Source organism: Hephaestia caeni, assembly GCF_003550065.1.
GTDB classification, from domain to species: domain Bacteria; phylum Pseudomonadota; class Alphaproteobacteria; order Sphingomonadales; family Sphingomonadaceae; genus Sphingomonas; species Sphingomonas caeni_A.
This window is the reverse complement of record NZ_QXDC01000002.1, coordinates 1,346,595-1,365,856: the sequence shown is the minus strand read 5'-3', so window position 1 is coordinate 1,365,856 and position 19,262 is coordinate 1,346,595. Positions and strand designations below refer to the sequence as shown.

Below are 19,262 nucleotides of genomic sequence, written 5' to 3'. Positions count from 1 at the left end.
TTCCCGATAGGACGACCGTCATGACTGTCCGTCCCCGGCCGGAAGCCGGACGCGCCGCATTGCCGCCGCGAGGGTATCGGTCGGCAGCGGCGCGAAATTGAGACGCTCACGGCCGAAGGCGTGCTCGATCGACAGCGTATAGCCGGGGAGCGGCTGGCGGCGGACGATCGCGCGCAGCTCGAACGCGAACCGCTTGAACGGGGAGAGCACGCCGGACTTCAAGTGGAGGTGAGCGAAGTCGAAGCTCCACCCGCCGGCCTGTCGCCCGCCGTGCTTGCGAACGATGCGATAGAGCCAGCGCTCAAGCCCGCCGGTCAGGTCGAAATAGGTGCGATCGATCGTGAGGATCAGCGATCGATCGAGAACGCCGGCGTAGAACCAGTCGGGGAGGATCAGCTCGATGCCCTGCGGCCGCCCATGGGGATCGAGCCGTTCCTGCCATTCGTTGATCCATGAGAAACGATGCCGGCGGCGCTGATGCTGCTGGCGGATCGAGGTCGCCACGGTCGTCGCCTGGAGCCGGTCGAGCCCGGCCTTCAGCCGGTCGTAATTGTCGCGCCCGGTGCCGCGTCCGATGAACGTGAGGATTTCGTGCGGGGTGGTCGCCATGAGGCGCGAGGTCGGGGCGCCCGCATCGCGCGCGCCGACAAGCTGGCTGGCCGCCCAGATCAGGACATCGGCGTCCCAGATCGTTGCCATGCCATGTTCTGGCACGGCCTCCACCGAGATCCATGTTGCGCCCATCCGGAAATCGATCGGCGCGGTGCGGCGGGATTTGGCGAGGCTGAAGAACGGCCACGCCATGAGATCCTGCGCGTCGCGCGCGGCGACGGTGCCGGGGATCGAGCGGAACAGGTCGAGCTGACCGCGTTCGCTGCGGTTTGTCGCCGATAAGCGAGACGGGGGAGCACGCATTGCGTCAGCGCCGAACCGGACCGTTGCGGGGCTTGGCGGGAAGGCAGACGCCCGTCCCCGGATCGGAGGTCGACCGGCGCAGACCGAGCTTCGCCCATGCGTCGAGAGCTTCCACGGTATAGACGACACTGCCGCCGAGCTTGTGGTAGGCGGGGCCGGTTCCATAGACGCGATGCTTTTCCAGCGTCTTGGGGCTGAGACCGAGATGAAGCGCCGCATCGGGCGTTTTCAGATAATGGGCTGTCGGTCGGGGCGGTGGCGTGTCCATGAGGATGCTCCAGAGTGAACGAGATGCCGCACGGGCAACGTGAACGGGGCTGGAGCGCTGTGGCGGACGGGGCTGGATCAGGCGGAGCGGCTATTTCGAGGCGCGGCTTTTTGTCGCACCGCGCGTCTCAGCCGCGCAGCAACGTGCGATATCCTCCCCGCATCAGCGCGAAGGCCTCGTCGATCAGGCGCTGGGTGCGCCGGCGTTCGGCCGACGATTTCCATTCGGACCCGCGCCCGATCGTCATCCCCGGATAGACGTAGCGTCGCGCGATATCATGGGTCGTGGACGGTGAGCCGGCGCGATCGAGCGATGCGTCCAGGATCGCGAGGAGCATCGACAGGCGGCGGCGCTGAAACGGCGTCGGCTGGAAGCCCGGCGGCAATTTCGCCGGCGGCGCACCAGCGAGCCGCCGGTCGAAGCGCTGGAGGGCGGCGAGACGTAACGGCAGCGCGCCGTCCCGCACGACGACATAGGCGAGCGGCTGGCCGGCAACGATGTCGCGGATCCAGAGCCGATGCGGGCCGTCGATATCGCCCAGCACAATATGGCGACCGCTGGTGAGAGTCCGGTCGTTGAGGATGATCGGCCAGTCAGCGAGGTCGACCGGCACCGCCGCGGCGAAGCCCGGCGGCGTGGCATCGAGAATGATCGTGCTCGGCGCGATGGCCGCGAGCCACAGCGCCGGCTTGTCAGCGGCGAAGACGTCGGGGTCGCACGGGAAAGGAGAGGCCCCATCGCCGGGCCATTACCTCCGGCGCCATCAAGGAGGTGGAGTCCGCAGGATGGCGCATCAGCTCACGATATTGTGCCCGATAGTCGGCGTTGCGGCGGAGGAATTCCTGTGCGAACCCGGCAAGGTCGAGAGCGCTTGGTCGCGCGGCGGTCTGTTCTTCTTGCTGCATCCGCGACCCCTCTCTCGCGTGGGGGAATGAGATTGGTCGCCGGACGGGTGTCGTTCCATGCCATGTTCTGGGGAGTGGCATCCCCAGAAAGGGGGAGGCTCCGCCGGCCAGGGCCGGCGGAGGGGGTGAAGATCAGTCGCGGCGGGCGGGCCGCGTCCAGGTCAGGTTGAAGTCCCCGTCGTCGCCGTCCCACAGTTGCGCGTAGATCGGACCGACGAAGCTGGGATCGTCGAGCTTGAGCGAGAGGAAGGGGCGCTCGTCATTGGTGCGCTTCGGCCATCCCGCGCCGATCTCGACGTCGCCGACAAATATCCGATGGGTTGGATTGTTGCCGGTGACTTCCGCCTCGGGGACGATGCGGACCGACTTGGCCTTTATGGTGAGGGTGGCGATCTCGCCGCGGAGTTCGCCCGAAACCTTCTTGAAGGTGCCAATCTTGGCCATGTGCTGTTCCTTTCGTTTCGAGCCGCGCCATTGCGGTCTCGATGCGCTGGTCAGGTCGGCAGGCGAACGGCGCTGCAGCCGAAGGCCCGGAGCGAAGCGGAGGACGGCGTGGGCCGGGCTTTCTTGTCTCGCGAGGAACGGCGGCACGCCGGGGGAAGAAAGTTCGGTCCCGCGCTGTTGCGGCAAGCCGGGCGAGCGTCAGCGACCCTGACGGCATTAAGCGCATCGATACGAGACCGCCTTGGCGTGGCGCGGGATGAGGCGGCGGCGCTGGCGATGGTCGACGCGTAAGGGTGGTTCGTGCGAACTCCGCGGCGAGGTTGTCACGTCGACACGGTCAGGCAATGTCGTTTTGCGGCGGACGTAAGGGGCGTCACGGCGACAAGTCCTCCGTAAGGTGGTGTCGGCGATGTCGTGATCGGCGTGGAACGGACCCTCGCCCGCAGCGAGGTCGCTTGCGATCGTCAGCCGGCGTGATCGATATGGGAGCTTCGATCTATGCGCTACTGTGGTGGCATGGACGATCAATTCAACCGGATCAGGATCGTGGCCCGCCTCGCCGCGGCATGGTTGTCTAACCCGAGGACGGTCGCCGGCGAAACACGCGGATATCCTGAGCAGGTTTTCGCCACGCGCCACACGGTCGGAACCCGCGGCGGCGAAATCCGACCGAATCCCGGTTATGCTAGATCGAGGTGGTGACCGACGGTGTCGCTGTCGGCTGGGTCGGTGATGTCGCGACGTCCAGCGTGGTGAGCCGCCGCCACGCGGCGGCTGCGATGACAAAGGCCCCGATCCAGCTCAGGATCGTCACTATAGCTCCGGCGCCGATCGCCATGCTGCCGATGCCGTAAACGGCGTGGTAGCCGGCAATCCCGGCCGGGACGGCGTAAAGGAGCGCGAGGCCGAGGCGCGCGAGCGGCGAGCGCACCGTCGAGAACAGCACCTGACCGCCTGCGAGCACGAGTATGGCGACCCCGAAGCCGCCGAGGATCGAGGCGATCAGGCCCTGGCCGTGGTTGTGCATGAAGAAGGCAGTCGTCACACCGGCCCAGAACGGGAGCGCATAGATCGCGAGGCTGAACACCAGCCACAGCATGTAAAGACCGGCGAAGACGCCGAGGATGAGAATGATGGTCATAGAGCGTCCTTCTCTGACGAAAAGTTGGACGCGCCTGCCACCTCCTCCACAGCGCTATGTCCTGGCAGGATAGCGCCGCGGGCGATCGAGCGAAACCGGATTCTTCTCGATCGGGAAAGCGGATTGACGCGCCGATCAACCGGGAAAGGGGTCATATTCGCGCACGACCTGCGCATCGTTGCCGTCGAACTCGTCCCACGGCATCACGGAATAGCCGTCGTCGGTCCGGACCAGGACAATGACCTTCATCAACGTGCGCGCGAGATTCCAGGCGAGCTTCTGGGCGGTGGTGAGCGGCATGGGAACGGCTCCTGTCGGTGGAGCGGGACCATTCCCGCTCGGCAGGCGCCCCCAGGGCGGAAGGCTGGCCGCAATCACCGCGCCCCTCGGGGCGCGGCCGCACGCCTCGCGTAGCGGACCCTTTACGGGTTGATTGGCCGAGGTCAGGCTTCCGTCAGGGGAACAGCGCTTGCGACGCGGATGGTCCGGTTCATCCGACCGGTGCAGTTTTGCCGCTCTGCGCTGCCGGATGCCCCGACGGATTCGGAGTGGTGATGAAGCTCCATTGCGCCCGCTTGCCGCCCGTGGCCCGCGCCTGACGGGGATGCAGGCGTGACAAGGCAGAGGAGGCTGATATGGCAACACCCCCCGCGTGTGGGGCCGAGCAGGTTTCAGGGTGCGGGGGTCACTGAACAGGAGCAAGATTGCGTGAACAATAACGATCTCGCCGAGGCGCTCGCCGCGTCCAACGGCATCACCAAGGCCGATGCCCGCAAATATGTCGACGACATGTTCGCCGCGATCGCCGCCGCCGCGACCAAGGGCGACGAGATCGCGCTGTCGGGGTTCGGCAAGTTCAAGGTGAAGCGCACCGAGGCGCGCGACGGGCGTAACCCGGCGACCGGCGAAACGATCAAGATCGCGGCGTCGAATAAGTTGACCTTCGCGCCTGCGAAAGCGGTGAAGGACCGGCTGAACGGCTGAAGCATGGCTGTCGGGGCGGCCGTCCAGCCGCCCCGGCAGTTCTGGCGCATCAGGAGAGCGGCCAGCCGAGGCGCTCCATCAGCGAGCGGCCGCGCGGTTGTGCTGCTTCGCGCGCCATGTCGACAAGGATTTCGTCGTCGAGCGTCTCGATATCGAAGCCCTGTTCGCCGGCAGCGGCAATGAGCGAGGCGAGATCGGGATATTGGTCGAAGCGCGTGCCGAGCCAGAGGCGCGGCTGTTCGGTCGCCGGATCCTCGAACGCCTGGAGGAAATAGGTCCGCATCGGGGGATCGAAGCCGATGATGGCATTGTCGTCGGTGCGATCGGCCGAGCGGACGATGACGGGGTGACGGCTCATGTCGTTGCCTTTCAGCAAGAGGTGACAAGAAGGCGGCCCCATCTTGCGATGGGGCCGAGATCGGCGCGTCAGGCCGGCGGATTCCAGATCGCGACCTTCTTCGTCGGGTCGTCGCCGGGCGCGTTGGCGATATTGGCGTAGATCGTCCCGAACTCCGGCGCCGACAGCGAGAGCGAGGTGTATTCGACGCCGGTGCTCTGGGACGAGCGATCCCAGCCCGCCCCGAGTTCGAAGCCGTTCTTCCGGCTGAGGACGCGCCAGTCGGGGTCGTTGTCCTTCATCTTGCGCGCATTGCGGATGATCGTGATCGGCGCCGTGACGTTGAGGGTGGTCAGATTGCCGTCCATCGTGCCGTCCGGCTTCACGGTGAGGGTCGCAACGATAGCCATGTCAAATCTCCTTGGGTTGCCCAGGGACCATTCCCCGGTGTCGCCCATCGGAGGGGCCGTGGCCCGCCGTCACCGAAGCGCAGCGCAGGGCGAACCCCGAACGGGGTTGACGGCATAGGGATTCGCGCCCCGCAGTCAGGCGGCAAGGAGGGGATTGATCACGGGCAACCTGGGAGCTGATCCGGCTATCGTGCCCGGCCGGTGATCTGACGGAGGCTGGATTATCGGTGGTCAACGCCACCCGATGCGCGGCGTCGTGACGGTGGATCGGTGCCATGAAGGAGAGAGACACGCGCCGGCCGCAGGCGGTGAATGGCATGATCCGGGCATCGGATGATGGTGTCCCGGCACCGCGGCCGTTGATCCGAACGGCGTGCCGCGCGCCGGTTCGGGCAGATCGGACGTCGCGACCCTATCGCGGCAAGCGCAATCGAAGAAGGAGCGCGTGAAATAGCTCGCCGGCGCGGCGTTGCTGGGAGCACTCGCATCGGGGGCCGCCTATGCAGATCGGCCAGGCCGCAACTGGATCAGCAGCACCAGCGTCATCCATATGCTGGAGACCGGGGAATGTCGGGTCATCAAGATCGAGCCCGATGACGGGCATTGGAATCATGCGGGCATTCAGTGGCCCTTCCGTGCCGCGTTCACTTTGGCCTCCAGCTCGGTGATTCGTTCCGAACAGATCTCGTGGACAGCGCGGCCAAGTTCCTCGATCCGTTGGGTCAGCCACTGGAGTTCGGCGTCGGATATCCGATAGTGTTTAGAATATCGGGCTTTGACGTAGGCGTCCTTGAGCTTCTCCCAGGTGCGCTGCTCGAAGCGGTTCTCGCGCGGCCAGGCATCGACCAGCCGACGATCGAGGCGCTCCGCCTGCGTGCGCAGGAAGCCGATATTGTGAACGTGCGGGGTGTAGAAGGTCTTCACCAGAAGAATGCAGTGATAGAGACCTTCAGCAGTTTGGTGCAGATCGAATGCGGCCTGCTTTGAATAACCTTTCCCGATCAGAAAGTTGGCGCCCTCGAAGCGCTTCATCGAGTTTGGAAACCATTCCTCGAAATACTCCCGCGCCATCTCCAGTGCCTTGGGCGGCGTCTTGGGCTTGGGCTCATGCAGCTCTGTCGGCAGCGTCTGGTAAATTGCGATGCCGTCGCGCTTCACGTCCATGAAGAAATAGCGGCCGTGCGCGAGCCCGTCGTTCACCTCCTGAAGCGTGTGGACGATGAAATTGACCGGCGTGCGCAGCGTCTTTGTGATCGCCAGCTCGCGGTTGAGCCGCTCCTCCAATTTGAGCCAGTAATCGACCCGATCGGTCAGGCGCTTGTCGTTTACGATGATCAGCAGGTCGTAGTCGGACTGGTAGCCTTTGGCGGTGTGCGGCTCATCGACCCAGCCGCCGCGCGCATAGCTGCCATAGAGGACGATCTTCTCGATCCGTCCCTGCTTCTTCCATTTGTGCTTCGCCAGTGCCAGCGCATCCGTGAACTCCTCGAAGATGATCTGGACGATCCGCTCGAGTTCGCGGCGCTTCTGGGCAGGGAGGTGATCGAGATCGGTCCGCATTGAGAACAGCCTAGCAACAGATGAGGAGGGATGCACGGTGGAAAGCCGACGCGAGGCGTGGCCGGGCGATCAGGGCGCGCGACGCTCGCTAAAGTCCCAGACCTTGATGCCGAGCTTGCGCGCTTTGTCGGCAAGATTGGCCTGGATGCCCGAGCCGGGGAAGACGATGACGCCTTTGGGCATGATCTGGAGCATGACGTCGTTCCGTTTGAACGGCGCCGCGTTGCCATGCCTGTCCCAGTCGGGCTTGCGCGGATCCTGCGGCACGTCACGATTGCGCGCCCAGCACGCGGCAATGTGCTCGCCGCCGGTCGGCGTCTTGCCATGCACCAGCACCATGTCGGGAAATTGCGCCAGCAATTTGTCGAGGGTGCCGCAGATGAGGGCGTGGTCCTCGAAGTTCGGGCCGGCGCTGAGGACGAAGCGGGGACCATCGGGGTTGAGGACGCGAGCGTCCTGATAGGCGCGCTTGTCGATCTGCTTGCGGCTGTCGAGCACCGCCGAGGTCAGCGCCTTGTGGTTCACCATCGCTCCCGACCACGGCATCCACGGTTTGCGCAGATATTTTTCGAACTGTTCGGCGCCCATGTCGCGGAAGGTTTCCATCGTGTCGCGGCGCTCGATCATGGTGATGCCTTCGGCGATCTTGCGCTCCAGCTCGACCGACTTCACCTCGCTGCCATCCTGCTGCTTCTGCAATCGCTTTTGCGCGCGTTCATTGTCGTCCAGCCCGCGCTCGATCCTCTCGCCGGCGCGCTGGAAGACGTTGACGATATTCCATGCAAGGTCTTCGAGGTCGGGTTCGATCCGCGTGTCGATCAGGCAGGCCACCATCGCGTCGAAGATGTCGGCGATCGCGCCTCCCATCAGGCGGGTGTCGGGAAGCGGGCGGCCGTCGGGTTCGTCCTCGAAGGGACGATAGCTGTAGAGCTGCATCTCCTGGAGGACGTAAGCGGTGGAACCGGGCTGGGGTTCGTCCTGTTCGGGCTGGTCGAGATCGATCGCCATGGGAAGTCTCCGGATGAGCCGCGCCTGTCGCGGCCTTCGTGGCGACGACCGGCGGCGGGCGGCTCGCGGCTGCACCGCGTCCCCGAAGGGGTGCGGCCGGAGCGCCAGCGGAGGATGGCGCGGCCAAGGCTATTTTGCTTCGCGATGCAAAGGGGCGTGAGGCTTCAGCCCGCGCCCCGGCGGAAAATAGCCGCAGCCGAGCGATTGCTGCCGCGAGCCGCTTGCCGCAGTCGCCCTCTATCGAAGGCCGAAGGCACGGCCTCTCCTGGGCACTGTCATGGCGATTGGCGCTGCCGGCCGATCCGGGGCGAGCGCCCGGGTCCATTGTCGGCCTCGAGGAACTGCGCCGCATCTTCGGGCCAGAGCTGGGCGGACACGCTTTCCACGATGCGCCGACGCCCGAAACTGACGAGATCGCCATTAAAATCGTCGAGACGCGGGTCGAGCGGCATGACCTCGATCCCGACCGGCAATGCGCGCTGGACCAGGGTCGTGAAGGCGGTGGCGCCGGCGGGATCGTCGTCACGCGCGACATAGAGGCGGCGCAGACCGGCCGGGAACAGGATGGCGGCGAGATGGGCGGCGGAGAGGCCGGCGATCGCCGGAAGCGTCGGCATGACCTGGCGCAGCGACAGCAATGTCTCGATGCCTTCCGCGGCAAGCATGACGGGACCGCTCGCGCCGAACCGCACGCCGTTGCCGAGCAGGTGCCCCATGGCGCGGCGGGGATAGGCGATCGGCGCCTTGGCCGCGCCGTCGCGGGTGAGCCAGGTGCGGTGGACGCCGGTGACGGTGCCGTCGAGATCGGTCACCGCCGCGATCATCGCCGGCCATGCTTTGCGGACGTCGGGGTCATCGTCGACGGAGGGCCGATACCAGCAGCGTGGATGAAAGCGCAGCGCATCGCAGCCGGTGAGGTCGGTGATGCCGCGTGAAGCAAGGTGGACCGCGGCAATCGTGCCGGCGATCGGCTGTGACGCGGCGAACAACCGTCGCGCCGCTTCCGGCGTCCCGGTCGGCGCCTTGCTGCGCCGTGGCGGGGGCGTGACGCTCGGCGGGGGCTGCGGCAGGCTCAGGAACCGCCGCGCCTCGTCGAGCGTGTCGCGCAAGGCCCGATGCCCACAGGAGGCGGCGATGATATCGAGCAGGTCGCCGTGATCGCCATTCTGGGCGTCGGTCCATTTGCCGGCGAGCCCCCGCCCGTCGGGTGAGGCGACAAGCCGAACGTAGAGGCTTCGCCCCGCTGCATTGTGGACGTCGCCGACCAGCCAGTAGCGGCCTTCCTTGCGGCCATTGGACAGATAGCGGCGACAGACCGCCTCGGCCTGGTCGGCAAGAGCGGCGGCCATCTGGCTGGCAGGGGTGTGCATCACGGGGCTCCTCAGGCGGCCTTGCGCGCTGAGACCCGCTCGATCGGATAGCGTTCGAGCAGCCGCCCCAGCACGTCGGCGCCGACAGCCCCTGTCGGCACGTAGAGGCGCAGCTTCCACGAGACGATCTCGGAGATCAAGCCCATCGCCTTGAGCCGCTCGACGCCGAGATCGTTGAACCCGGTCAGCTCGATCCGCCAGTCGCCCATCGCGCGCGCGCGCTTCAACGCCTGACCGTTGGCGAGAAGCAGGACGGTGTCGCCTGCGAGCAGCATCGCGAGCGCCTCGTCGCCCGAGAGCTGCACCGGCTTGTTGTCATTGGCGACCGTCGCGGCCCAGGCGGGCGACACCCGGCGGCCGATGATCCGCTCGCCGTCGTCGGTCTGGAGCCGATAGACCCGCGTCGACTCTTGCGGCAGCCGCTTCCAGATCGGCAGCAGCAGACCCGACACGATATGCAGCGTCGACGTCTCGAACGCGGGAAGATCGACCAGTTCAGCCGCCCATGCCGCGCTGAATGCCGCGCGATCGGCGGGCTGCCACGCGCTTGCCGCGAGCGGCTCGGCGCGCATGACCGCGTCGGTCAACGGCCATACCAGTCGCACGCGCGGATGGACCGCGCCATCATCGTCGGTCACGCTGCGCGCCCGGCGCCGGAGCGCGGCGCGGCCGGTCTGGGCATTGACCAGCATCGCCGCGCCGCGATCGTCGACCAGCGCCAGCGCCTCATCGAGCGACAGCGGGACGAGCCGTTCCTTGCGTTCGATGGTGAGCAATGCCGTCTGCGCGCCGGTGCCGGGATGGCTGTAGATCGGCGCGCGATCGATGACACGGAAGCTCGCCGCCTGAAGCGTTTCCAGCCCGAGTTCGAATGTGCCGCTGGCGATGGCGCCTTCGATGCGGGCGCTGAGCAGACCTTCGAACACGCCGAACAGCAGATCCTGCATGGCGATGGTGAGCGCCAGCATGCGGTTGAGGAAGGTGCTGATGCCGGGCAATTTCTCGCGCATGCCGCCTTCGCTGGTGAGGAGGGACAGACCGGTCGCCGCCTCGAAATCATCCAGCGAACAGCCCGCGACCGCGCCGCGCGCGATCAGCCGATAGAGCTGGTTGAGCGCGTCGCGCGCATAAGCGGATTCGAGATTGTCCTCGGGTCGGAACATGTTCTGGCTGCCGGCCTGCCGCTGCCCGCGCGTGATCGCGCCGAGCGAATCGAGCCGGCGCGCGATGGTCGAGATGAAGCGCTTCTGCCCCTTCACGTTGGTCGTCACCGGCCGATAGCGCGGCGGCTGCTTCTGGTTGGTGCGGTGATCGCGTCCGAAGCCCTGGATCGCGCTGTCCGCCTTGAACCCGAATTCCAGCCCGTAATGATTGCGCAGGCGCTGGTTCCGGCACGCAAGGTCGGCGTGATAGCTTCGGCCGGTACCACCCGCCTCGGAGAAGATCAGGATCGGCTTCACGTCGTCCATGAACGCCTGCGTCTCGGCAAGGCTTGCCGATGCCGGACGGTTCTCGACTGCGAAGCGGATCGTGCCGTCGTCATTGCGCTTGGGCACGATGCGCCGCGACCGGCCGGTCACCTCGGCGGCCTTGTCGGTCCCGAAATGCTGGATGATCTGGTCGAGCGCGCCGGGCACCGGCGGCAAAGCGGCCAGCCGCTCGATCATCGCTTCGCGGCGTCGGACCGCCTCGCGACTGATCACCGGATTGCCGTCGTCGTCGCGCGCCGGCCGGGACGCGAGCTTGCCCTCCTTGTCGGTGAACGGCTCGAACAACTGGACCGGGAAGCTGTGCTCAAGATAGTCCAGCACATATTCGCGCGGGGTGATATCGATCGAGACGTCGTCCCATTCGTCGGTCGGAATGTCGGCGAGACGTCGTTCCTGCAGCGCTTCGCCGGTCGAGACGATCTGGATGACCGCCGCCTCGCCCGCGACGAGATCGCGCTCGATGCTGGCGATCACGCTCGGCGTCTGCATCGCGGTGATGAGGTGATTGAAGAAGCGCTGCTTGGTCTGCTCGAACGCCGAGCGCGCGGCGGATTTGGCCTGGGCGTTGAGCGTGCCGTGGCTTGCGCTGGTGATGCAGGACGCCTGCATCGCGGCATCGAGATTGTTGTGGATGATCTGGAAGGCGCCCGCATAACTGTCGTAGATGCGCACCTGTTCGGGCGTCAGCGCGTGTTCGAGCACCTCATATTCGACGCCGTCGAACGACAGCGACCGCGCGGTATAGAGCCCGAGCGCCTTGAGATCGCGTGCCAGTACTTCCATCGCCGCGACCCCGCCATTCTCGATCGCGGTGACGAACGCCGCGCGCGTCTCGAACGGGAAATCCTCGCCGCCCCACAGACCGAGCCGTTGGGCGTAGGCGAGGTTCTGGACGGTGGTGGCGCCGGTCGCGGAGACATAGACGATCCGCGCATCGGGCAGCGCGTGCTGGAGACGAAGCCCGGCGCGGCCCTGCTGCGAAGGTGCCACGTCGCCACGCTCGCCCTTGCCGCCAACCGCATTGGCCATGGCGTGCGCTTCGTCGAACACGAGGACGCCATCAAAGTCGCGGCCGAGCCAATCAACCATCTGTTCGACGCGCGACTTCTTGCCGCCGCGCTCCTGCGAGCGCAGCGTCGCATAGGTGGTGAACAGCACGCCTTCCTCGAGCCGGATGTCGGTGCCCTGGCGAAACCGCGATAGCGGCGTCACCAGCAACCGCTCCTGGCCGAGCGCCGACCAGTCGCGCTGCGCGTCTTCGAGCAGCTTGTCCGACTTGCTGATCCAGACCGCCTTGCGACGGCCTTTGAGCCAGTTGTCGAGGATGATGCCGGCCACCTGCCGGCCCTTGCCGGCGCCGGTGCCGTCGCCGAGGAACCAGCCGCGACGAAACCGGACCGCGCCCGCGGCGTCATCGGCCGCGGCGGAGACGATCTCCCATGTCTCATCGACCGTCCACGCGCCCGACATGTGCCCGGCATGGGCTTCGCCGGCATAGATCACCGATTCGAGCTGGGCGTCGGACAGGATACCGAGCGTGACCAGCGACGGTGGAAGATGCGGGCGGTAGGAGGGCTTGGGTGGCGCGACCGACGCCATCGCTGCGGATTGAACCAATGGTGAAGGGTGTGGGAGGGCGCCGGGAATCGCGAGCGACTGGAGCGCATAGGGCTCGTAGATGCTGTCGCCGAGGCGTCCCTCGGGGGGCGTCCAGTCCCGAGTTTCATAAGCGAGTTCGACCCCTTCGGGCTCAGGGACGGCCGGCGCTGCCGCGGCCATCGTGGTCGGAGGCTTTGCGCGGACCGACGTCGCCGACGCGCTGATCGGCAATGCCGCGACCGGCGCGGGCGTGATCGGCGAGCGCGGCGGCACCTGTTCCAGCACCCATGCAAGCAGCGTCGCGGTATCCGGTGCCTTGCCCGCGCTTTCCGGGAAGTGATCGGGATCGTCGGCCGGGATCTTGTCGATCACGGTGAGCCGCGTGGCGATCGACGTTCCGTGCCTAGCATAGACGCTGCCGTCGATCGCGGCCGTGAACTGGACCCGACCCTGTTCCTGAAGACGGGCGAAGGCGCTGTGCCATGCCGGCGCGGCCGGCGCGCAATTGGCGCCGGTGATCGCCACCAGCCGCCCGCCCGGTTCGAGCCGGGCAAGCGCCGACGCGATATGCCGCAGCGCGGTGTCCTTCATGGCGCGATCGACGTCGGCCATCGCCGAGAAGGGCGGGTTCATCAGCATGACGGTCGGGCGGATCGCCGGCGACAGCCGATCGTCGATCGAAGCGGCATCATGGCGCGACACCGCGACGCCGGGGAACAGGCGGCCGAGCAGCTCGGCGCGCACCTCGGCCAGCTCATTGAGCGCGAGATCGGCCCGCCCCAGTTCGGCATGGATTGCGAGCAGGCCTGTCCCGGCGGACGGTTCGAGCACGCGATCGTTCGGACCGATCGCACCGGCGACCGCCGCGACATAGGCAAGGCCGGGCGGGGTCGAGAATTGCTGGAACGCCTGGCTCGTTTCCGATCGACGGGTGTGGGTGGGAAGCAAGCCGGCGATCCGCTCGATCAGCGCGAGCGAACTGGTGGGCGCCCGCGCCAGAATAGTGCGGCCATAGGTTCGCAGGAACAGGATCGCCGCGGCCTCGCAGGCCTCATAGGCGGTCTTCCAGTCCCATGCGCCCTCGGCATCGGTGGCGTTGAAGGCGTCCGACATGGCGGCGCGCAATGCGGCCGCGTCGATCGGACGGCCGGCTTCGAGCATGGGCAGCAGCCGAATGGCGGCGAGAAGGATTGCCGCAGCGCGGTCGGCAAAGGTGGAAGCGGCGGCGGGCGCGACATCGGGCGCCGCGTCGGAGAGGGTGCGAGTCATGGAAGGTCTCCGGGAGGGTGGGTTTGCCAGCCCGGGGACGCTCTCCCTCTGGTCCTGCGGGGCTCGCCCTTTCCGGCCGCTCCTCTTCCTCTCGACCGCCTGACAAAAAAATGCCCGCGCCGGCGAACCGGCACGGGCGGGGGTAAAATGGCTCGCGTGCCAGGGTCCAGTCCGCAAGCGAGCGTCAGTCGGAGGTTCCGGCCTCTCGCCATGCCGCCGGCGCGGGATCGGGTTGGTGATCCGGGCCGTAGCTCGCCGAATGCGCGAAGGTGTCGTCGCCGACTTCGTCGACCAGATAGCCGATGACCTGCTCGGCATAGTCGGCGTCAAGGACGGCACGCGAAGCGGGCAACAGCTCGACGGCGAGATCGTTGCCAAACACCAATTCGTCGGCCTCGCGCATCGCGCGGCGATGACCGTCGGCCTCGACGGCGACCTTGATCCGGATCACGACATAGGCATGGACGTGAAAAGCCCGTGCCGTCTGGTCGGCTGGTGTCGTGGGAAAGGGGATCACGGTCATGCCGCCCTCCCGGTGATCGAGGGCAGCACGACCGGATCCGGATCGCCGACGATCTCGGTCCGGGCGTTGGGGAAGCGATGCGTCGCCAACCAGTTTTCGGCGTCGGTCGTGTCCCTGGCGAGGAATTGCAGTTCTTCATGATTGCCGATCGGCGTCAGGATCCGCACCATGCCGGGCTTTGGCGTCTCGACCAGCTCGAACTGGAGCGAGGAATCGACGCAATAGCCGCGCCGCACGACCAGCACGATCGTGCCCTCACTGCCGAAGTTGCCGAGATGAAGGTAGAAGGTGGCAGACGAACGATACGTGTTGGTTACGAAGCCGGGAGAGCGTTCGACCAGTCGGCCGACGCCATTGTGGTTGTTCCAGGCGCGCAATTTGCGGGTGAAACGCTCCGGCGGACGGGGCTCACCGTTGGAGAAGCGGACCAGGCTGCCGAGCGGCGCGGTGTCGTAGAGTTCTTGAGCAAGCATGTTTCGGGTTCCTTGAAACGCAAAAGCCCGGCGTGGACGGCCGGGCTTTGCGGGATGGAAGATGAGAAGGTTCAGGCGTTGCGGCGTCGGGCGATCGCGATCGCGGCGCGGGCGGCAACGGCGGCGATCGATCCGTGCTGCACGGCGAGGTCGGTTGCTTCGACCGTTTGGAGGCAGGCGGCCCGGATATCCTCATCGGTGACGCCGGACGCATCGGCGCCGGCGGGAAGATCGGCTTTCGCGATCGCGGTGATCGCGCGGCGGACCTCGGCTTCATCCAGACGGAGCAGCACATGGCTGCCGTGGCCGGGGGCGCAGCCGAGTTCGCCATATTCGGCGCGATCGAGCAACTCGGCTTCCATCTGATGCGTCGTGGAGGAGAGGATGTGGTCGGCGGTCACCATCGTCACGCCACCGCCGAAGCCGTCGGGCCGCATCTTGCTGCACGTCCAGGCGGAGGTGATGGTCACGTGATCGAGTTGGTCGCAGCGCCGGATGATCGCCTGGAAGATCCGATCGTCGCCCTGATCCGCCAGATCGAGTTCGATTTCCTCCTCATCGGCTCCGAGCGCGGCGAGCTTGTCCCGAACCAGCTCGGCGACGCCGCCGGGGGTGACCGTCTCGCCTGCCAGAACCTCGCGAAGCTCGGCGGCGTTGAACCACAGGCAGTCGTTGGTCCCCTCGCTGGCGAAAAAATAGATCGCATCGCCATCGGGCTCGTTCTCGTAGATCTGGGTGAGGAGCATCATTTCGAGCGGTGTGATCGCGTCGACCGGAATGGTCGGCCAGACGACGGTCGGGAAGAAATAGTCAGCCATGTCATGTCCTTCGATAAAGAAGCGAAAACCCGGCGCGACGGCCGGGTTTCGCAGGGTTGAAAAGAGGGTCGGAAGATCGCCGCTAGTCAGGCGGATCAGGCTCGCCGGGCGGTTCGTCGCGGACCGAAACCCGCAACGTCCAGGTGCGGATGATGGCATCGGTGCCGAGGAAGCCCGCGCCCATCAGACGCGTGCGGATGGCGTGGTCGGTGTCCCGGGCCGCGAGATCGAACAATTCACGATCGTCGACCGGGATACCGTCCCAATCCACCAGGTCGAATTCGAGGATGGCCTGAATCTTCATGCGGGCTTCCTTCCGATGTGAGGAGACGCCGCGAACGGATCGACGTCGCGATGGATCGGCTGCGCGCGGCCCATCCACGGCTCGGGCCGGATGCAACGGACCCAGTCGGCGAAACCCGGGATGTAGCCGAGATCCTCGCGGACATGCTGTTCGCCGATCAGCCGGACCGGCACCGCGCGCCCCGAGGCGATGGTAATGATGGGGCCGAAAAAGCGTTCGAGCATGAAGATGCCCTCGGCATGATGACGCAGTGCGCGATGCCGGAAATCCGCGGTGATCAGCTTCGACGGCTCATCGAACCACTGATGGAGCGGCAGATAATCCTCCGGTGCCCCGCCCCATTTGCGGACCGAGGACAGCGCGTGATGGTAGCAATGTCCCATCGCCACCTCCTCACAAGCTGTATTGATAATGTTCCGACGACATGAACCGCTCGTTGTAATCGAGCGTGATCGTGCCGGCGGTCACATCGAAGGTGAACTCGCCATAGGCGCCGTCCGAATTCTCCCAGCCCGAGTGCTTTTGCCGGAGGAGATCGTAAGCAAGGTATTCCAACGCCTGGCAGGCGCTGAACTTGCGCTGTTTCGGCCGGGTCTTACCATAAGGCAGATCGAAGAAGGCGATCTTGCCCTTGGGGAGATCGACCTGGGCTTCACCGTTATAGGGCTGGATGTCCTCGATCTGGCCGCTGTCGCCTTCACCGTCGAAGGTGACGATGACGCGCGTGACAGGGGCCAAGCCGAGGAAGGCGAACAGGCGCTGCCGGTTTTCGGGAACAAGCTCTGCCGCGGCGGCCTCCCAAGTCCGGTATTTGCGCATCGTCTCGGCCAGATCGAGGGGCGAATGGTTCTTGGTCATTGCTGATCTCCAGAAACAGGAAAGCCCGGCGCGATGGCCGGGCTCGTCGAGTTGATGAGGTGAAATGTCGGTGCCGGCGTCGCGTCATTCTCGCAGGCCGCCATCGGCGATCGTGGCGATCCACTCGGCCGCTTCATCGAAATCAGCATCGCCATCGTCGACGATACGGGCCAGCGCGAGGGCGCCTTCGCGACCAAGCTCGCCGAGGCGCTGAAGGGTAGCAAGGAGCAGCGGCGCCAGCTCGTCGGCCTTGGCGAACGGAATTTGGGAAGCATTCACGATCAATCTCCTGATAGTGGGAAAGGGAAGGGCGGGGCGACCGAAGCCGCCCCGCCAGAACGTCACGCCGCGGTGGCGATGGTCTCGCCGTCGTCGTTGCCGGCCTCGGGCGTGGCTTCGTCGTCGAGGAAGGCCGGGAGAGGGGCAGGTTCCTCCCGCTCGACCGCGTCCGCCGAGAAGGCATCGGCAATGTCCAGCGTGCGCATCGGTTCGGGAAGCCAGCCGGCGTCTTCGAGCAGGCGTTCGGCCTCGCGCGCCATATCGGGCTTCTTGAGATGGTCGATCATCTCCGCGAACCGCGCGCCCTTCGCCTCGGCCACGTCCGTGAGGATGCGCGGCTTGGTGATCGAGGAGAAATAGCCCGCGACCGTCGGCCGCCAGCCCGCGCCGACCAGATCGAGTCCGACCGCCCGCGCGAGGATGTCGCTATGCGCGATGCGCCGCTCGATCATGTGATGCGAGACCCGCCCGGTGCCGTATTTGCCGACAATCTCCTGCTGGGCGTTGACCGTCAGCGAAGCGCAATGTGCGAACAGTGCGGCTTGCTCGGCGGCATCGAGCTGGAGCAGCGCGTCCCACAATTCCTTCTCGGAATCGGGCAGGCGGTTGGCCCAACGCTTGTGACGCTCAGCAATCGCCTTCGCCGGGGCGCTGTCGCGCAGGCCCGTCTGGGAGAAGCCGAACGACGGCTTGGTGAGCGAGATCTGGAGGCAGGATTCGCTCGACGCGTAATAGAAGCTCGCGAGCACGAAGGCGTGCAGCACGGCGGCGAACGCAGTCGTGGGACTCTGGGCGAAGACGTCCTGAAGCGCGAGCGTCCGCCACGCCGTCAGTTCCGCCACCAGCCGATCGCTGAGCGGCTTGACGACTTCCTCGTCGGCGTCATCCTCCTCGTCGGACGACTTGCCGAGCGGAACGACCGTGGTCGCCGAGCCAGCCTCCTGGTCGTCCGGTTCGGCGCGCTGGTCGGGCGCGGCATCGGCGTCCTGCTGCTCGTCGGCCTGAACGACCGGCTCGTCCTCGGCGCGCACATAGCCGCGGTCGATGGACAGCGAGCCATCCGAATCGATCGAGACGAACACGCCGGCACGGGCCATGTCTTCCGGAGCGAAGGTCATCGGCCGTTCGACCAGCGCACCGATTTCCTCGTCGAGCGCGATCAGCCGGGCATTGACCTCGTCGGGGAAATCAGGCGCGTCGGCCCATTCGGCCTCGATCGCGTCGGCTTCGTCCTGAAGCTCGGTGAGCCTCTTCTCGTCTTCGGACGACATCGGCGTCTCGACGCCTTCGAGTTCGCGCATGCCGTTGGTGACGCCCCAGGGCATGTCGGCGGCGGTCGCAACCCATTTCCAGCCTTCCGCGCCGATTGTCTCGCCTTCGGCCTGGAGCTTTTCGGTGACGAGGCGGTCGAGCAGCGCCGGATCGGTCAGCCAGCCGCCATCGTCGGGCTGGAATAGATCGCGCATCGCCTCATGGCCGCCGGCGGCGAGATAGGCCTCGATGCCGACAAAGCGGACGCGCTTGTCGGCGACGCGCACGGCGCCTTCGGTGAGCTTGTCGCGGATGAACTGCGCCGATTTGTTGTAGCTGTGGGCGAGCAGTTCCCACACCTGCTCCTGGCGTTCATGGTCGTCCGAAACGGAGAAGGCCATGAGCTGTTCGAGCGTCATGCCGTCGTCGGCATAGATGTCGTGGAGCTTCGGCGACACCTTGGCCAGCCGCAGCCGCTGGTTGACCACCGCCGGCGTGACGAGGAAGTGCGCGGCGATCGACTCGACGCCTTCACCCTTGTCGATCATCGTCTGCATCGCACGGAACTGGTCGAGCGGGTGAAGCTGCTCGCGGAACGTGTTCTCAGCGAAGCTGTCCTCCTCGGCCGAAACATCATCATTGGCGGCTTTGACGACGCAGGGGATCGGTGCGTTTTTCGCCAGACGCTTCTGCTTGACCAGCAATTCGAGCGCGCGGAACCGCCGCCCGCCAGCCGGCACCTCGAACCGGTCGGTTTCCTGACCCTCGTCATCGAGAATGGGCCGGACGTTGAGACTCTGGAGCAGCGTGCGGCGGACGATATCGTCCGCCAGCTCGCCGATCGAGACGCCGGCTTTCACCCGCCGGACGTTGGATTGGGACAGGACCAGCCGGTCGAAGGGAATGTCCCGCGAGCCGCTGAGGACGATCTTCTGGGGCGCTTTGGCCATCGTTGTTCTCCAGACGGGCCGCCGCGAGACTCTCTCCCGGCTCCAAGCCCGTCATGAAGCCCCGGCCCTCCTTTCCCTCTGGCGGGCCGCCCCCGGGGCGGTCCGC

General features: G+C 66.2%; 22 protein-coding genes. 1 reads left to right on the top strand and 21 read right to left on the bottom strand.

What is annotated here, in order from left to right:
- Positions 1-18: 18 nt before the first annotated feature.
- The 7 genes from DFR49_RS06415 to DFR49_RS21900 form a co-directional block, all read right to left on the bottom strand.
- Complete coding sequence (locus tag DFR49_RS06415; RefSeq protein WP_119034821.1) at positions 19-915, bottom strand: replication initiator protein A; 897 nt, start codon at positions 913-915, stop codon at positions 19-21.
- Between the two features lie 4 nt (positions 916-919).
- On the bottom strand, positions 920-1,183 hold the full coding sequence (locus DFR49_RS06410) for a helix-turn-helix transcriptional regulator (protein ID WP_119034820.1): 264 nt from the start codon (positions 1,181-1,183) through the stop codon (positions 920-922).
- A gap of 127 nt (positions 1,184-1,310) precedes the next feature.
- The gene (locus DFR49_RS06405; protein WP_119034819.1) at positions 1,311-1,832 is read right to left on the bottom strand and encodes a DUF2285 domain-containing protein; all 522 of its coding nucleotides are present in this window, start codon (positions 1,830-1,832) and stop codon (positions 1,311-1,313) included.
- A gap of 43 nt (positions 1,833-1,875) precedes the next feature.
- Positions 1,876-2,088: a transcriptional regulator domain-containing protein gene (locus DFR49_RS22210; protein WP_119034818.1), complete on the bottom strand. Its 213-nt coding sequence runs from the start codon at positions 2,086-2,088 to the stop codon at positions 1,876-1,878.
- Positions 2,089-2,220: 132 nt separating this feature from the next.
- Positions 2,221-2,532: a DUF736 domain-containing protein gene (locus DFR49_RS06395; protein WP_119034817.1), complete on the bottom strand. Its 312-nt coding sequence runs from the start codon at positions 2,530-2,532 to the stop codon at positions 2,221-2,223.
- A 685-nt stretch (positions 2,533-3,217) separates the two neighbouring features.
- Positions 3,218-3,673, bottom strand: a complete 456-nt coding sequence (locus DFR49_RS06385) for a hypothetical protein (RefSeq protein WP_119034815.1) — start codon at positions 3,671-3,673, stop codon at positions 3,218-3,220.
- Between the two features lie 135 nt (positions 3,674-3,808).
- Entirely contained in the window at positions 3,809-3,973 is a 165-nt protein-coding gene (locus tag DFR49_RS21900) for a hypothetical protein (RefSeq protein WP_170150943.1), read from the bottom strand.
- A gap of 408 nt (positions 3,974-4,381) precedes the next feature.
- Here DFR49_RS21900 and DFR49_RS06380 point away from each other — a divergent pair, with 408 nt between their 5' ends.
- A complete protein-coding gene (locus DFR49_RS06380; RefSeq protein WP_119034814.1) occupies positions 4,382-4,657 on the top strand; it encodes an HU family DNA-binding protein in 276 nt (91 codons plus the stop codon).
- Positions 4,658-4,706: 49 nt separating this feature from the next.
- On the opposite strand, the gene DFR49_RS06375 is transcribed toward DFR49_RS06380, so the two are convergent.
- The 14 genes from DFR49_RS06375 to DFR49_RS06310 form a co-directional block, all read right to left on the bottom strand.
- Positions 4,707-5,015, bottom strand: a complete 309-nt coding sequence (locus tag DFR49_RS06375; protein ID WP_147373658.1) for a hypothetical protein — start codon at positions 5,013-5,015, stop codon at positions 4,707-4,709.
- Positions 5,016-5,083: 68 nt separating this feature from the next.
- Positions 5,084-5,404, bottom strand: coding sequence for a DUF736 domain-containing protein (locus DFR49_RS06370; RefSeq protein ID WP_119034812.1), 321 nt, complete (start codon positions 5,402-5,404; stop codon positions 5,084-5,086).
- A gap of 621 nt (positions 5,405-6,025) precedes the next feature.
- On the bottom strand, positions 6,026-6,964 hold the full coding sequence (locus DFR49_RS06365; protein ID WP_119034811.1) for a HEPN domain-containing protein: 939 nt from the start codon (positions 6,962-6,964) through the stop codon (positions 6,026-6,028).
- A 69-nt stretch (positions 6,965-7,033) separates the two neighbouring features.
- Positions 7,034-7,972, bottom strand: a complete 939-nt coding sequence (locus DFR49_RS06360; RefSeq protein ID WP_119034810.1) for a DUF2493 domain-containing protein — start codon at positions 7,970-7,972, stop codon at positions 7,034-7,036.
- A gap of 275 nt (positions 7,973-8,247) precedes the next feature.
- Positions 8,248-9,342 (bottom strand): DUF7146 domain-containing protein, encoded by a 1,095-nt coding sequence (locus DFR49_RS06355; protein WP_119034809.1) that lies wholly within the window; start codon positions 9,340-9,342, stop codon positions 8,248-8,250.
- An 11-nt stretch (positions 9,343-9,353) separates the two neighbouring features.
- The gene (locus DFR49_RS06350) at positions 9,354-13,700 is read right to left on the bottom strand and encodes a strawberry notch-like NTP hydrolase domain-containing protein (protein WP_119034808.1); all 4,347 of its coding nucleotides are present in this window, start codon (positions 13,698-13,700) and stop codon (positions 9,354-9,356) included.
- A 184-nt stretch (positions 13,701-13,884) separates the two neighbouring features.
- Positions 13,885-14,223 (bottom strand): hypothetical protein, encoded by a 339-nt coding sequence (locus DFR49_RS06345; RefSeq protein ID WP_119034807.1) that lies wholly within the window; start codon positions 14,221-14,223, stop codon positions 13,885-13,887.
- Positions 14,220-14,696: a hypothetical protein gene (locus tag DFR49_RS06340; protein WP_119034806.1), complete on the bottom strand. Its 477-nt coding sequence runs from the start codon at positions 14,694-14,696 to the stop codon at positions 14,220-14,222. The genes DFR49_RS06345 and DFR49_RS06340 overlap by 4 nt, the downstream gene beginning before the upstream one ends.
- 71 nt (positions 14,697-14,767) lie before the next feature.
- Complete coding sequence (locus DFR49_RS06335; RefSeq protein WP_119034805.1) at positions 14,768-15,514, bottom strand: hypothetical protein; 747 nt, start codon at positions 15,512-15,514, stop codon at positions 14,768-14,770.
- 82 nt (positions 15,515-15,596) lie between these two features.
- The gene (locus DFR49_RS06330; protein ID WP_119034804.1) at positions 15,597-15,818 is read right to left on the bottom strand and encodes a hypothetical protein; all 222 of its coding nucleotides are present in this window, start codon (positions 15,816-15,818) and stop codon (positions 15,597-15,599) included.
- Positions 15,815-16,201 carry a DUF6915 family protein gene (locus DFR49_RS06325; RefSeq protein WP_119034803.1) on the bottom strand — a complete coding sequence of 129 codons (387 nt, stop codon included), beginning with the start codon at positions 16,199-16,201 and terminating at the stop codon, positions 15,815-15,817. The genes DFR49_RS06330 and DFR49_RS06325 overlap by 4 nt, the downstream gene beginning before the upstream one ends.
- 10 nt (positions 16,202-16,211) lie before the next feature.
- Positions 16,212-16,676, bottom strand: coding sequence for a DUF6878 family protein (locus tag DFR49_RS06320; RefSeq protein WP_119034802.1), 465 nt, complete (start codon positions 16,674-16,676; stop codon positions 16,212-16,214).
- Positions 16,677-16,760: 84 nt separating this feature from the next.
- Positions 16,761-16,955, bottom strand: coding sequence for a hypothetical protein (locus DFR49_RS06315; protein WP_119035305.1), 195 nt, complete (start codon positions 16,953-16,955; stop codon positions 16,761-16,763).
- A 62-nt stretch (positions 16,956-17,017) separates the two neighbouring features.
- Positions 17,018-19,156, bottom strand: coding sequence for a ParB/RepB/Spo0J family partition protein (locus tag DFR49_RS06310; protein ID WP_119034801.1), 2,139 nt, complete (start codon positions 19,154-19,156; stop codon positions 17,018-17,020).
- Positions 19,157-19,262 lie beyond the last annotated feature (106 nt).